Raw genomic sequence first — 14690 nt, forward strand, 5'->3', positions numbered from 1 at the left:
ATATTACTGAAACTAAATTTTGCTGTGTACTTAGGAGGACAAGTCATGGTTTTAGCTCAGAGTTCTAATCTCGAAAAGACCTACTCCTTGTTAATGATTAAAAGTTTCTTGATATGGACTTTTACATTGGCAGTATGCTTGTTGGTTGTCGGATTTCCATTAGTAGTATTAATGGCTACGGTCGGATGTTTGTTGTCGATTGTGCTGCAATCTGTAATGCCTGTTAGTGCAGTATTACTTGTTGCAGGTGGCTTAATTATGTTGAATGTGATGGCAGTTTTGATTGCTGCTGGTGTGCTGACCTTTAAAGGTGTACATCCAAAAGAAATTCAATGGTTAAGCTGGTTGCATGGAGGAGAAGCAGAGCAAATGCAGACAACTGTATATGCTGCTTGCCCATTAACTTGTGATCTCAAACTATAAATATTCTGAAAAATTCGACAAAAGCATCTGCCCGGTTCAGCCGGGTTTTTTCATGTTTAGGGGAATTAGGGGTGTAGAGGTGTAGGGGAAAGAGAGACAAGATAGAGAAACTGTTATCTAATGACTATTGACTAATAACTATTAACTAATAACTATTAACTAATGACTATTAACTAATGACTATTGACTAATGATTAATCAAAAACGTATTTGCATTATCTTGGGAACACGTCCAGAGGCAATTAAACTAGCTCCGGTGATTCAAGTATTTCAGGAATCGCCGGACTTTGATTTACAGGTGATTTTAACTGGACAGCATCGGGAGATGGTTGAGCAAGTGATGCAGCTGTTTAATTTAAAGGCAGATGATGATTTAGAGATTATGCAACCTCAACAGTCTCTGAGTGATATCACTTGCCGCAGTTTGCGAGGTTTAGAGCAATTATTCCAGAAAAATAAGCCAGATTTAATTATTGTACAGGGTGACACGACTACAGCTTTTGCGGCAAGTTTAGCAGCGTTTTATCAAAAAATCCCTGTTGGTCATGTTGAAGCAGGTTTAAGAACTGATGATTTATTAAATCCGTATCCAGAGGAAGCTAATCGACGGTTGATTTCACAAATTACGCAGTTACACTTTGCGCCAACTGCCTTGGCTGTAGAAAACTTAGAGCGTTCTGGGGTTTTGGGTGAGATTCATTTAACTGGCAATACAGTTATTGATGCGCTGTTAAATGTCGCTGCTACTCAACCTGCTTGTAATGTGCCTGGTTTAGATTGGAGTTCCTATCGGACTTTATTGGCTACTGTGCATCGACGGGAAAATTGGGGTGAACCACTACAAGCGATCGCCCAAGGTTTTTTACAAATCTTAAACAAGTTTCCTGATACCGCTTTACTTCTACCCTTACACCGCAACCCAACGGTGAGAGAACCCTTGCAAGCACTGTTAGGCGATCATCCCCGCGTGTTTTTAACTGAACCCCTAGATTATGCCGAACTAGTGGGAGCAATTGGGCGATCGCATTTTCTCTTAACTGATTCCGGTGGCTTGCAAGAAGAAGCCCCCAGTCTCGGAAAACCAGTATTAGTCCTCCGAGAAACCACAGAAAGACCAGAAGCTGTGGCTGCGGGTACAGCTAAATTAGTAGGTACTGCTAGTGATAGTATTGCGGCGGCTGCCGATGAGTTACTCACTAACCCCGTAGCATACGAAACAATGGCTAACGCCATTAATCCCTTTGGGGATGGTCACGCAGCCGAATATATTTTGCAGATTGTTAGAAAATACTTTGGGATTGGGGATTAGGGATTGGGGATTGGGGATTGGGGATTGGGGATTGGGGCAGAAAAATTCAAGAGTTTTTCTCTCCTTCCTTGTCTCCCTTGTCTCCCTGCCCCCTGCCCCCTGCCCCGATGCCTATCCTCTTAACAAAGCACTGCGAGTTTCCGGGCCAACTATGCCATCTACACGCAAGTCATTCTTGGCTTGAAATTCCCGGACTAGCCGAGCGGTGACAGGGCCGTAATAACCTGTAGGTTGAATGCCTAAAACTTTCTGCACTTCTGATACAGCCTGACCTTTAGAGCCAAGACTCAAAGTTACAGGGCCACCAGTAGGTGTAGTTGGTCTAGTAGGTGTAGAGGCGGTTCTAAATAAAGCACTGCGAGTTTCCGGGCCGACTATGCCATCTACACGCAATTTATTATTAGCTTGAAACTCCCGGACTCGTCGAGTAGTCACAGGGCCGTAATAGCCTGTTGGGTTAATTCCTAAAACTTTCTGTACTTCAGATACAGCTTGACCTCTAGAACCAAGACTAAGGTTGACACGGCCTCCCACCCCAGCATTATTCATAGGTTTGCTGGAATGAGTAGTGGTAGACATATTACCCACCCATTTAGCGGATACATATCTATTTGTGGATAGACGAGCAAAACCATTTACTGTCCCAGTGGTTGTGATTTTAGTGCCGTTGGGCAAACAATCTACAACTTTAGAATTGAGGTTGGGATCTACACGCACATTCAAACAAGTGCCGTTAGTTCTGACATAGGCTGCTAAAGCTGCTGGAGCTTGAGTAATAGCTGCTAAAAATACCATGCACCCAGCTAAAGACAACCAAGCCGACGATTTCAGGAGTTTGTGCCAATTGAAGTCAAATTTGGGAAATTCGTAGTCAATATATTCTGCTTGGCCATTCGCCTCTTCGTTGGCAATAACCATAGAGGAATAAGCGATATATTCCATTGGTGAACACCTTTATTTAGTAAAGATTAAAACTGTACAGAGAATATTGAGTTTTTGTATTTTTAACTACTCTATATTTATCATAAGTTGTTTTTCTGTGGGGATGGTCGAAAATCAGGGAAATTATGAAAATTGTTACAGAAATAATTGGCGATCGCACTATGAAAAGGGATGTAGGGGTTTAACGGTGTAGGGGTGTAAGGGAAAGACTTTTTGATGTTTTCTTGTGTACGCAGCCATCATGGCTACTTTTGAATATTTCTCTCCTTAATTAGACTGAGACAAAAGTCATAAAATCTTAATTTATCTCCTGAGATAAAACTAATTTGTCACTTCTTAAAAGTAAAAAAAACATCAGTCCGAATCTGATTACCATTACGCCATACTTCCACTTTCTCTGGACTGACTAAATAAGAGAAACTGCCGTTATTTGCTTGATATTGATTTTGACCAATGTGCCAAGCTGGTATTTTGACTGACTCGTTAACGAGTTGTTTTAACTGACCGATATAAAATAACTGACCGTTTTCTTGGCAGACTTGGACGAGTGTATTTTTGGTTTCACCTTGTAAGAGGGTGACACCATGACATTTTGTATCTGTTACAGGTGCAACAGCCACGGGAATGGGTATAGATTGGGCAGGTGAAACTGCTTGTGTAATTGGGGGTGTGGTACTTGGTCGGGGTTTATGAAGTTGAGAGCCACCAGCCGCCACGGGAGAAGTTTGTGGTGATGGAATATTGCTAGCGATCGCAGATGTTAACAAACGTTGAGGATCAGCCGCAACTCGACCATTGGGATAAATTTCAAAATGTAAATGTGGTGCAGTGCTATTACCAGTAGATCCCATTTCAGCAATAATTTGGCCTTGTTTAACCTGTTGACCTTTGCTGACCAATAAACGCCGGTTATGACCATAGACTGTCACACTACCGTTATGATGTTTAATTTCTATAGCATTGCCTAATCCCCATTCATCCCAACCGGCTTTCGTGACTGTTCCTGCTGCCGCCGCTACAATTGGTGTTCCAGATGGTGCAGCAATATCAATACCTTCATGTTGATACTTGCGGAAGCCTTGAGAGATATATCCTGTGGTTGGCCAAATTAACTCAGCTGTAGGAATAGGTGTTTGTTGAATTGCAACTTGAGTCAAGGCACTCGTATTAGTAATTAGTACGGTGCTTAATGAAATTAATGCTGTACAGCCATAAGTACAGGCTTGCAAGATAGTATTTTTTGTCACAAGTTTTAATCCTTGCAAATATAGTTTAGATAATCTTTATATATTCGTCTGTTCAAGATAACACTGGAAAAAACAGGATAAAATCCGTAAAATTTATTACTTTTATAGATGTTGTATCTCACATAGACGAAGATGGTCATGAGAAAGTGTCAGGCAGCGATAATTTGTGCAAGGATAGCAAAAAATCCTGCTGTCTTACTCAATTCATCCCAATTTTACTTAAGTAAAATTACTGTAAAACTATGTATTAAATATATGATATGATTAATGTAATCAATTGTGACTATTAGTACTATCTAACCCATAGATAGAGGGGATAAACCAGAAGTTAAGGGGAGAATATCAAAGAAATACACAAATAAAAACCTATGTTTGTCGAAATGCACCCTTATATTGGTCTGATAGAAGCAATTAAACAACGTCGTGCTGCTAGATCATTTAAACCCAATGCTATCCCTGAAGCAATTTTAAGAGAAATCCTAGAACTTGCATTAGAAGCACCATCAGGTTTTAACCTCCAACCTTGGCGATTTATTATAGTCAAAGAACAAGAAAATCAAGAAAAACTCCAAGCCTGCGCCTTTAATCAACGCCAAGTAAGTGAAGCACCAATTGTTTTAATTTGCTGTGGTGACAGACGTGTAAAACAAATAGAAAATATTACCTCTGTCATCCAACTAGGGGAAGAACAGGGAATTATGACTCCCAGCTACGCCAACTATATGCGTTCTAGCATTCCAGAGTTCTTCACCAACCATCCCAGTTTCGAGACAATAGAAGCCTGGACAAATCGCCACACCATGATAGCTGTAGCCTACATGATGATTGTGGCTAAAAGCTTTGGTGTTGATAGCTGTCCAATGGAAGGATTTAATAGCGAGGCAATCAAAAAAACATTTCAAATCCCTGAAGAACTTGATATTTGCTGCTTACTAGCCCTAGGCTACGCTGCCGAACCCTTCAAAGAATATGGCGGACGCTTTCCTCTCAACCAAGTATGCTTTCAAGAAAACTACAACCAACCCTTCCCAATACATTCTTAAAAAACTCCGCGTTCCTCTCCTCTGCGCTAACCCCGCGCCACGGCAGTCGCTACCCTGCGGGAACGCTCCGCGAACAAGTCGGCATTCGCCCTTGGCGTTGCCGTTCGCGTTAGCGTCTCTGAAGGAGAAGGCTAGCCGCCCAACGCGCTGCCTCCCCTTTGCGTTTAAACCCTAACCCACCTGCAACCCCACCACAGGAACTTGCAAAAACTCCCGCACCCGTCGCAGATAAGTCTCTGCATCCTCCAACATCGGGAAATGCGCCGTATCAGGAATCACCACAAATTCCACCTTGTCATTTAACGCCGCCGCTTGTCGCCCCATTTGTGCCGGAATAATTTGGTCATACTCCCCAGAAATCATCAAAGTAGGCACTTGCAACTTAGCAAACTCTTGGGGCATTAATTCCGCCTGCGCCTTACTCACGGAAGTAAAAATAGTACCTAAAGCCGCATCATAATCAGCATCGAGAAAATCTTGTAAAAAAGCCTGACGCTCAGATTTCGGTATAGGACGATTTAAAAATCTCGCCATAAACATCTTGTCAACCAATGGTATCTTTGCTAACCATTTGGGGCGAAACTTGACTACATACCCACCAAACTTATGAAAAGAAGTAAAAGCTTTTTCGTCATACTCAAAAATCCCACTACAAGTCAAAATTCCCTTTTCGACTCGTTGGGGATACTGATTAAAAAATAAAGCAGCAACGGAAGCACCCATTGAATGAGCATTCACATAAACACGCTGAAGATGCAATTCATCTAACAAAACTGCCAAATCTTCAGCATATTCTTCCAATTCGTAGGTTAATTCTTGAATAGCTGGGGATGTCTCCTGGTTTGACTCTGACTCAGCAACACCTTTACTAGCTTGAACCACTGTCGGTTTACCACTAGAACGCCCAAAACCCCGCAAATCGTAGAGTAAACAATCAAATTCGTCTACTAAAGCATTAGCTGTACTTTTCCAGTACCTAGCAGAACCAGCCCAACCATGAACAAACACCATCACAGGCTTTGTCAAATCATCAGATGGCTGTTTCACCCACTCATAATAATGCTCAACCCCACGAACACTGATGTAAGGCATTGATCAAAATTCCATCATAGTCAAAATAATTCGTAATTCGTAACTGTTAACCCAAGCCATTGATTCCTTCAATAACCAAAGGGATTATACAATTTTAATGACGAATTACGAATTACTAATTACTAATTATGCTGATTCTGGCTTGGGCAAAGAAGATGGGTGTACTATGAGTTCAGCTGTTGAGCGTTTCTCCACCATTTCCCGTGTGACTGTGCAACGTGTCACGTCTTTACGAGATGGCAACTCGTACATTACATCTAGCATTAGTTCTTCCACAATACCCCGTAACGCTCTCGCGCCAGTTTTCCGCCGATAAGCTTCTTGGGCGATCGCTCTTAAGGCATCTGGTTTAAAATCTAGCTGGACGTTATCCATCTTCAGCAGTTTTTGGTACTGCTTGACTAAAGCACTGCGCGGTTGAGTCAGAATCGCCATTAAAGCTTCTTCATCTAGGGGATCTACCACCGCTACCATTGGTACACGGCCGATAAATTCGGGAATCATGCCAAATTTGACTAAATCATCTGGTTCAAGATGACGCAGTACATCTGCTGCCCGTTTTTCTTTCGATTGCCCCTCCCCTGGTTGCACAAAGCCTATTGACTTTTTGCCTGCTCTCTGCTCTACAACCTTTTCTAACCCTACAAAAGCTCCACCACAAACAAAGAGGATATTGCTGGTATCAATTTGGATGCAGTCTTGATAAGGGTGCTTACGTCCGCCTTGGGGTGGCACATTGGCAATTGTGCCTTCCAACATCTTGAGTAAGGCTTGCTGTACACCTTCCCCAGACACGTCACGGGTAATTGAGGGGTTTTCACTTTTCCGGGCGATTTTGTCAATTTCGTCGATGTAGATAATCCCTCGCTGGGCTTCTTCTACGTCTAAATCAGCTACTTGTAGCAGTCGTAGTAGAATATTTTCCACATCTTCCCCTACATACCCTGCCTCTGTGAGAGTCGTAGCATCAGCAACTGCGAAGGGAACATCCAAAATTTTGGCGAGGCTTTGGGCGAGGAGAGTTTTACCACAACCAGTAGGCCCAATTAAGAGAATATTGGATTTTTGCAGTTCTACGGCATCGTCAGCACCATTTTTGCCACTGCCTTTCGACTGCAATATTGCCAGCCGCTTGTAGTGGTTATAAACAGCCACAGATAAAACCTTTTTGGCTTCATCTTGTCCGATGACGTGTTCGTCTAGGTATTTCTTAATTTCTCTCGGTTTGGGTATTTGGTTTAAGGAGAGACTGGAAGAACGGGCGCGGCGTTTTTGGGGTGGTTCTGATTTTGGTGCTGGTTGTGCCGCCGCCCCATTAGTATCTAGCAACTCCTCATCTAGTATTTCATTACACAAGTCAACGCATTCATCGCAGATGTAGACTCCCGGCCCTGCGATTAACTTACGCACCTGCTCTTGAGACTTGCCACAAAACGAACATTTTAAATGGGAGTCGTACTTAGACATACCAGCCTCTTATTTGACAATGGTGACATTTTCCCCTGCGGTGGGAAGATTTTGTCTGGTGATCACTTGATCAATTAAACCGTAGTTTTTTGCTTCCTCTGCCGACATAAAGAAGTCGCGGTCAGTATCTGCTTCAATTCTTTCTAAGGGTTGACCAGTGTGTTTAGCTAATAACTGATTTAATAGTCCCTTGATGTAAAGAATTTCTCTTGCTTGGATTTCTATGTCAATAGCTTGCCCTTGCGCTCCCCCCAGAGGTTGGTGAATCATAATCCGGGAATCAGGTAAGGACATCCGTTTACCAGGAGTTCCGGCTGTGAGCAGAAATGCTCCCATGCTTGCGGCTAATCCAAAACATATGGTAACAACATCGGGACGTATCTGCTGAATTGTATCATAGATTGCCATGCCTGCGTAGACTGAGCCGCCGGGAGAGTTAATGTACAGTTGAATGTCTTTTTCTGAGTCTTCAGCGTCTAAGAACAACAACTGGGCGACAATTGTGTTAGCTACGGCATCATCTATGGGTGTTCCCAGAAAGATAATGCGCTCACGCAGTAGGCGCGAGTAGATGTCAAAAGCCCTTTCTCCCATGCCCGATTGTTCCACAACCATAGGCACAATATTACTAATGCCATGCAAATGGGAGTAAATGCCGCCAATTTGACCTAAACTGCTGATGGGGTAGTTTGCCGACTGCGATACAAGCATAGGAGAACTTTTAAAGATAGGTTGGTTAGAGATATTGTGCTAGCGATCGCTGCTAGATATTGAATAGAGTAAATTTTGATTTTACCTATGTGTATTATGCCTCATCTATATTCTTCTCGTGTAGCAGGGTATCAGGCAAGTAAGATCACAAATCTTATTTTCTTGGGGATGGGCATGGGGCATGGGGCATGGGGCATAGTGAATAGGATTATTTACTCAATACCTCATTTAACTGTTATAACCCACGGTTTATGATATTGTATTTTTCCCCTAAACCCCTAAACCCCTAAACCCCTACACCCCTACACCCTTACACTTCTGATTCTGTGGTAGATTCTGGAGTTTCTGCCTCAGTCTCAGGTACGGTTGTTTCTGTTGCTGCCTCTTCTTCTTCGCTAGAGAGTGAACCTTCTGGGACAAGTTCTACAGTAGAACGCTCTAATAACCAATCCATAATTTTTTCGGTTAACATTTCGTTTTCTACCATAGACCGGAGTCTATTTTCATCAATATCTTCTTCTGGATACTGCTCTAATAGTTCTGTGACTCTGGCTGCAATTTCTTCGCTAGTGACGGTAATTGATTCGCGTTTAGAGACTTCTTGTAAAGCCAAAGATCGTTTTAAACGTTCTATGGCTTCATCGCGCGATCGCTGCCGTAACTGGGGAATGATATCTTCAGTAAATAACTTCCGCACATCCAAACCTTGCTGAGACAGCTTAATTGCTGTTTGAGTCAGCATGGTGTCAATTTCTTGATCGATCATAGTTGCTGGTAAATCGACTTCTACGTGCTTGACTAATTCGTTTACCAGAGCTTCTTGTTTGTTACCTTTGGTTTTTTCCTCGGCTTCTTTTTGATATCGCTCCTCTAAGGATGCACGCAAAGCTTCTAAGGTGTCGAAGTCGCTCACTTCTTGGGCGAAGTCATCATCTAATGCCGGTAGTTCTTTTTCTTTAAGTTCTTTGAGGGTAATTGTGAAGATGGCGGGTTTACCGGCTAATTCTTCGTTGACGTAAGGATCTGGGAATTGCGCCGATACTTCTCTGGTTTCTCCAGGATTCATCCCTACCATCCCAGAAATAAAACCGGGAATAAATTTATCTTCTTCTAAATCTACTTGAAAATCACTAGCTTCACCGCCAGGAATTGGCTCTGGTTCAGCTTCTGGATCTGCATCTTCAGCTTTAGCGATCACACCTTTAAAGTCTACTACCGCTACATCCCCAATTTGGGCAGCACGGCCTTCTACGGGAATTAATGTGGCCATTTGCTGACGTTCTTGTTCCAGAACTTCATCTACCCGATTGGGGTCATACTTGATTTCTTCGGCTTTAAATGTTAACCCTGTGTAGTCGGTTATGGTAACTTCTGGTTTGACATCAACCTCGGCTATAAAGGTGAGGGGTTTTCCCGGTTCATAAGTATTAATTAAATCATCAAAGGATGAGCGTAAGCGAGGTTGACCGATCGCTTCAATGGCTTCTTGTTCTACCGCTTTTTCAATGCCATCTTGGATTAATTCTTCCAGGGCTGCTGCTTTGATGCGAGTACTGCCCAATTGCTGTAACAATATGTGCCTAGGTACTTTGCCTTTACGAAACCCAGGAATATTGATGGTTTTGGCTAAATTTTTGACAACTTGTTCGTAGGTTTGCTGAGTGCTTTCTGGTGTAATCTCTATTTCCAGCCCAATTTGGCTGGCGGGAAGTTTTTCCTGGGTAACTTTCATGCTTCGTCTCTAAATTTTTTCGTGTTTGTGACTTCAACTACACACAAGATGCGATTAACCATCCTCAGTCTTGAGTGGTGTTAGCGGTAGCAGGGGGTTTAGTCTGCCAGAGCTTTAGTAGAGATCCAGTGTACTGCCAATAGCAAAGGACTGGACACTTTACCGCCATAACTTTACTGAAGGGATTACCCACAGGCTTCGTTTACGCTACTATATATTTTCTGCTCTAGAGCATATTATTGTACAATGTACTTAATTTTTCGATTCTAGTGGTAAATTTCAGCAACAAATACAGTAAACTTTACTATTAACTTATGTCATCTAGTTGAAACAATATTTTTATCTATCAAAAAGTCAAAAATATTCAATGAAATTAAAAAAAATTAATTGAAGTTCGCTTATTGCTATTTAATTGCTGAATCTGACGAAAAATTTAATCATCCATAAGCTCTCAAAAGGAGAAAATCAATTTGTCAAAGTTGTATCGTGTGGCTATTTTAGGCGCGACTGGTGCTGTAGGTACAGAGTTGCTGGAATTGCTAGCAAGCCGGGATTTTCCGGTGGCAGATTTAAAATTATTGGCATCGCCAAAAAGTGTCGGGCGATCGCTACCCTTTAAAGGAGAAAATATACCAGTAGAGGCGGTGAGCGATCGCGCCTTAGAAAACGTAGATATAGTGCTGGCTAGTGCTGGGGGTTCAACCTCCAAAGCCTGGGCAAAAGTCGCAGTTGCAAAAGGCGCAGTAGTTATAGATAACTCCAGTGCCTTCCGTATGAACCCGGATGTTCCCCTGGTAGTACCAGAGGTGAACCCCCAAGCTGCCGCTCACCATCAAGGGATTATTGCCAACCCCAACTGCACTACAATTTTGATGACCTTGGCAGTTTGGCCTTTACATCAAATCAAACCAGTGCAGCGCATCGTTGCCGCTACCTATCAATCTGCTAGCGGCGCAGGGGCAAAAGCAATGGAGGAAGTGAAAATCCAAACTAGTGCTATTCTCCAAGGAGATTCACCCGTTGCGGAAGTATTACCCTACCCCCTAGCATTTAACTTATTTCCCCATAACTCCCCCATGACAGATGCGGGATACTGTGAGGAAGAACTGAAAATGGTCAACGAAACCCGCAAAATTTTTGACAGCCCAGAAATCAGAATTACCGCCACTTGTGTACGGGTTCCCGTATTGCGGGCGCACTCAGAAGCCATTAACCTAGAGTTCGCTGAACCATTTTCCCCAGCAGCCGCCAAAGAAATTTTAAGTCACGCTCCTGGAGTAAAATTAGTAGAAGACTGGGGGAAAAATTACTTTCCCATGCCCATAGAAGCCAGTGGCCGAGATGAAGTTTTAGTGGGTAGGATTCGTCAAGACATTTCTCACCCCTGTGGCTTAGAACTATGGCTGTGTGGCGACCAAATTCGCAAAGGTGCAGCATTAAATGCAGTTCAAATCGCTGAGTTGTTAGTAGAAAAAAACTTACTCCAACCAGCAAAAGCATATGTTTCTTGAAGTGAGTCGGCAGCAGGGAATTTGAGAGTTGAGATTTTGGGTTGTAACCAATCCAAAATCAACTGATTGAATTTTTTAATGCCCCAGAAACTATATCTTGTAAACAACTGATAATTTAAGTTATTACAATAAAAACCACCAAGACATCAAAACAAAAAGGTAGTGTTAGGAGTAAAAAGAGGGTGGGAGATTTTGGCAGAGTTTTAACCGCGATGATTACGCCGTTTAAAGCCGACGGTAGTGTAAATTATGCTCTAGCGGCAGAACTGGCAGCACATTTAGCTGAAAACGGTACAGATACATTAGTAGTTTGTGGTACAACTGGAGAATCTCCTACCCTGACTTGGGAGGAAGAATACCAGTTGTTTGTGGAAGTTTTGCAAGCAGTAGCAGGCAAAGCCAAAGTAATTGCAGGTTGTGGATCTAATTCCACCAAAGAAGCGATCGCAGCAACCCAAAAAGCAGCTAAAATAGGTGTACATGGTACTTTACAGGTTGTACCATACTACAACAAGCCCCCACAGGCAGGACTGTATCAGCATTTTCAGGCGATCGCCCAAGCCTGTCCCGATTCACCGATATTGTTGTACAATATCCCCGGACGTACAGGTCAAAATCTCTCTCCAGAGACAGTTGTACAATTAGCTGCCATTGACAATATAGTAGGCATTAAAGAAGCTAGTGGCAATCTCGACCAAGCCAGTGAAATTCGCAGGTTGACACCAAAAGAGTTTCAGATTTACGCTGGAGATGATTCGTTAACCCTGCCCTTGTTAGCGATCGGGGCTAAGGGTGTTGTGAGCGTAGCTTCTCATCTAGTAGGCAACCAACTCCAACAGATGATTCAAGCATTTGATGCAGGACAAGTTGAAATTGCCAGTGAAATTCACCTCCGATTTTTCCCATTGTTTAAAGCATTATTTCTCTCTACAAATCCTATACCCATTAAACAAGCACTGAAATTACAAGGTTGGGAGGTTGGTTCAACTCGGCTGCCATTATGTGACACTGACCCAATTGTGAGTGAAAAGTTAGCAGCAGTCATGAAAAAACTGAATTTAATTTAATCATAATTACCACTATTGCCGTGTTTGTTAATTGCTACTATTTCTCAAAACTGTATATCAACTAAATTGGCATAATTATCACTCAATTGCTGCTATGACAAAGCCTATTGCAAAAATTAATAGATATACAATGACCTATTCAATATAAAAGTCCTTTTTATTGAAGCAAAAGCTGCATATTTAATGGAAATTTGGCTGCTGAACAACAGTAGGCTCATGTTGTCGTTCATAGAAGATTAATAAGTTTGAATTTCTTAACTCTAAAAAACAAACAACCTCAGGAGAAAATGGCTAAAAACGAAACTACATCTGCCCTCAAAATTATTCCTTTGGGCGGTTTACATGAAATTGGTAAAAATACCTGCGTTTTTGAATACGATGATGAAATCATCTTATTAGATGCAGGACTAGCTTTCCCCACCGAAGCGATGCACGGAGTGAATATCGTCCTACCAGATACTACCTATCTGCGGGAAAATCGCCACAAAATTCAAGGCATGATTGTGACTCATGGCCATGAAGATCACATTGGCGGCATTGCTTTTCACCTCAAACAATTTGATATTCCGGTGATTTACGGGCCGAGACTGGCTATGGCCATGTTAGAGGGAAAATTAGAAGAAGCAGGAGTACGCGATCGCACAGAATTAAGAAAAGTCCTACCCCGTGATGTAGTACGCATCGGCAAACACTTCTTTGTAGAATACATCCGCAACACCCACTCTATTGCTGATAGCTTCACCGTTGCTATTCACACACCCTTAGGCGTTGTCATTCACACCGGAGATTTTAAAATTGACCATACCCCCGTGGATGGCGAAAGATTTGACCTCCAACGCCTAGCAGAACACGGCGAAAAAGGCGTACTGTGTTTGTTGAGCGATTCCACTAACTCCGAAGTACCAGGCTTCACCCCTTCAGAAGCCGCAGTTTTCCCCAATCTAGATCGAGTCTTTGGTCAAGCAACTGGAAGATTATTTGTCACCACCTTTGCTTCTAGCGTCCATCGCATCAACATGATTTTGCAACTCGCTAAAAAGCATAATCGTGTTGTCACAGTGGTTGGGCGTTCCATGCTCAATTTAATTGCCCATGCCCGGAATCTCGGTTATATCAAGTGTGAAGATAATCTCTTTCAACCATTGCATACAGTGCGTGGTCTTCCCGATGAAAATGTGCTGATTCTCACTACAGGTTCTCAAGGTGAGACAATGGCAGCCATGACACGGATTGCCAATCAAGAACACCCCCACATTAAAATTCGAGAGGGAGACACCGTTGTCTTTTCTGCTAACCCCATCCCTGGCAACACCATTGCCGTTGTCAACACCATCGACAAGTTGATGATTCAGGGGGCAAAAGTTGTCTATGGACGGGAACAAGGTATTCACGTTTCTGGCCACGGCTGTCAGGAAGACCAAAAGCTGATGATTGCCTTAACTCGACCCAAGTTCTTTGTACCTGTTCACGGTGAACATCGAATGCTGGTGAAACATTCCCAAACAGCGCAAAAGATGGGAATCCCACAAGAGAACATGGTAATTATTCAGAATGGTGATGTAATTGAACTAACTGAAAATTCCATCCGTGTAGCTGGGAAAGTACCATCCGGTATTGAATTGGTGGATACTACAAGTTCTGGAATGGTCAGTGCTAAAGTTCTGCAAGAACGGCAACGCATGGCAGAAGAAGGAATTGTCACCATTGCCGCCGCCATTGATTGGCAAGGTAAACTCATGGCCAAGCCAGAAATTCACCTGCGGGGTGTGGTTACTAGTGTAGAGCGATCGCTCGTGCAAAAATGGGTACAACAGCGCATTGAAGAAATTCTTACCGTGCGTTGGTCAGAGTTTGTCACTGGAGAAGGTGAAAAACCCGATGTTGATTGGGGTGGCTTGCAAGGAACTTTGGAGCGAGAATTGCACCGCTCTATTCGCCGGGAATTGCAATGTCAACCTTCTGTAACTTTGTTGATGCAAATCCCTGATGAGCCACCTGTCAAGGTTGCTGATGGTAGAAGGCGGCGGACTCGCACGGCAGCGCAAGTAGCTTCATAAAGGTTGTGACTGTTGACTGTTGGCGGTTAACAGTCAACAGCCAACAATAAACAATGTGCAACTCGGATGCACGACAACTTAGTTGCACT

The 14690-nt window shown here is 42.9% G+C and carries 12 protein-coding genes; 6 read left to right on the forward strand and 6 right to left on the reverse strand.

The window, feature by feature from the left end; translation table 11 throughout:
* Nucleotides 1-45 precede the first annotated feature (45 nt).
* Nucleotides 46-423, forward strand: a complete 378-nt coding sequence (locus tag ACPZ3T_RS06875) for a hypothetical protein (RefSeq protein WP_490277144.1) — start codon at nt 46-48, stop codon at nt 421-423.
* Nucleotides 424-613: 190 nt separating this feature from the next.
* The gene (wecB, locus tag ACPZ3T_RS06880; protein WP_490274642.1) at nt 614-1732 is read left to right on the forward strand and encodes a non-hydrolyzing UDP-N-acetylglucosamine 2-epimerase; all 1119 of its coding nucleotides are present in this window, start codon (nt 614-616) and stop codon (nt 1730-1732) included.
* Between the two features lie 111 nt (nt 1733-1843).
* Here wecB and ACPZ3T_RS06885 read toward each other — a convergent pair whose 3' ends face one another.
* Nucleotides 1844-2674: a peptidoglycan-binding protein gene (locus ACPZ3T_RS06885; protein ID WP_490274644.1), complete on the reverse strand. Its 831-nt coding sequence runs from the start codon at nt 2672-2674 to the stop codon at nt 1844-1846.
* A gap of 329 nt (nt 2675-3003) precedes the next feature.
* The gene (locus ACPZ3T_RS06890; protein ID WP_490274646.1) at nt 3004-3921 is read right to left on the reverse strand and encodes a M23 family metallopeptidase; all 918 of its coding nucleotides are present in this window, start codon (nt 3919-3921) and stop codon (nt 3004-3006) included.
* Nucleotides 3922-4289: 368 nt separating this feature from the next.
* Between ACPZ3T_RS06890 and ACPZ3T_RS06895 the strand changes: the two genes are divergently transcribed.
* The gene (locus ACPZ3T_RS06895) at nt 4290-4964 is read left to right on the forward strand and encodes a nitroreductase family protein (protein WP_490274648.1); all 675 of its coding nucleotides are present in this window, start codon (nt 4290-4292) and stop codon (nt 4962-4964) included.
* Nucleotides 4965-5135: 171 nt separating this feature from the next.
* On the opposite strand, the gene ACPZ3T_RS06900 is transcribed toward ACPZ3T_RS06895, so the two are convergent.
* From ACPZ3T_RS06900 to tig, 4 genes are all read right to left on the reverse strand, one after another.
* A complete protein-coding gene (locus ACPZ3T_RS06900) occupies nt 5136-6056 on the reverse strand; it encodes an alpha/beta fold hydrolase (protein ID WP_490274650.1) in 921 nt (306 codons plus the stop codon).
* A 126-nt stretch (nt 6057-6182) separates the two neighbouring features.
* Nucleotides 6183-7523 carry an ATP-dependent protease ATP-binding subunit ClpX gene (gene clpX, locus ACPZ3T_RS06905; RefSeq protein WP_490274652.1) on the reverse strand — a complete coding sequence of 447 codons (1341 nt, stop codon included), beginning with the start codon at nt 7521-7523 and terminating at the stop codon, nt 6183-6185.
* Between the two features lie 9 nt (nt 7524-7532).
* On the reverse strand, nt 7533-8234 hold the full coding sequence (gene clpP, locus ACPZ3T_RS06910) for an ATP-dependent Clp endopeptidase proteolytic subunit ClpP (RefSeq protein WP_490274654.1): 702 nt from the start codon (nt 8232-8234) through the stop codon (nt 7533-7535).
* A gap of 310 nt (nt 8235-8544) precedes the next feature.
* On the reverse strand, nt 8545-9966 hold the full coding sequence (tig, locus tag ACPZ3T_RS06915) for a trigger factor (RefSeq protein ID WP_490274656.1): 1422 nt from the start codon (nt 9964-9966) through the stop codon (nt 8545-8547).
* A 470-nt stretch (nt 9967-10436) separates the two neighbouring features.
* Here tig and ACPZ3T_RS06920 point away from each other — a divergent pair, with 470 nt between their 5' ends.
* From ACPZ3T_RS06920 to ACPZ3T_RS06930, 3 genes are all read left to right on the forward strand, one after another.
* A complete protein-coding gene (locus ACPZ3T_RS06920; RefSeq protein ID WP_490274658.1) occupies nt 10437-11477 on the forward strand; it encodes an aspartate-semialdehyde dehydrogenase in 1041 nt (346 codons plus the stop codon).
* A 182-nt stretch (nt 11478-11659) separates the two neighbouring features.
* A complete protein-coding gene (gene dapA, locus ACPZ3T_RS06925) occupies nt 11660-12544 on the forward strand; it encodes a 4-hydroxy-tetrahydrodipicolinate synthase (RefSeq protein WP_490274660.1) in 885 nt (294 codons plus the stop codon).
* A gap of 287 nt (nt 12545-12831) precedes the next feature.
* Complete coding sequence (locus ACPZ3T_RS06930) at nt 12832-14601, forward strand: ribonuclease J (RefSeq protein WP_490274662.1); 1770 nt, start codon at nt 12832-12834, stop codon at nt 14599-14601.
* Nucleotides 14602-14690: the final 89 nt, after the last annotated feature.

The organism is Aliinostoc maniaoense, assembly GCF_058172895.1.

Coding starts and splice junctions, on each gene's coding strand:
- ACPZ3T_RS06875 (WP_490277144.1), top strand. CDS start 46: ATGGTTTTAGCTCAGAGTTCTAATCTCGAAAAGACCTACTCCTTGTTA.
- wecB (WP_490274642.1), top strand. CDS start 614: ATGATTAATCAAAAACGTATTTGCATTATCTTGGGAACACGTCCAGAG.
- ACPZ3T_RS06885 (WP_490274644.1), bottom strand. CDS start 2,674: ATGGAATATATCGCTTATTCCTCTATGGTTATTGCCAACGAAGAGGCG.
- ACPZ3T_RS06895 (WP_490274648.1), top strand. CDS start 4,290: ATGTTTGTCGAAATGCACCCTTATATTGGTCTGATAGAAGCAATTAAA.
- ACPZ3T_RS06900 (WP_490274650.1), bottom strand. CDS start 6,056: ATGCCTTACATCAGTGTTCGTGGGGTTGAGCATTATTATGAGTGGGTG.
- clpX (WP_490274652.1), bottom strand. CDS start 7,523: ATGTCTAAGTACGACTCCCATTTAAAATGTTCGTTTTGTGGCAAGTCT.
- clpP (WP_490274654.1), bottom strand. CDS start 8,234: ATGCTTGTATCGCAGTCGGCAAACTACCCCATCAGCAGTTTAGGTCAA.
- tig (WP_490274656.1), bottom strand. CDS start 9,966: ATGAAAGTTACCCAGGAAAAACTTCCCGCCAGCCAAATTGGGCTGGAA.
- ACPZ3T_RS06930 (WP_490274662.1), top strand. CDS start 12,832: ATGGCTAAAAACGAAACTACATCTGCCCTCAAAATTATTCCTTTGGGC.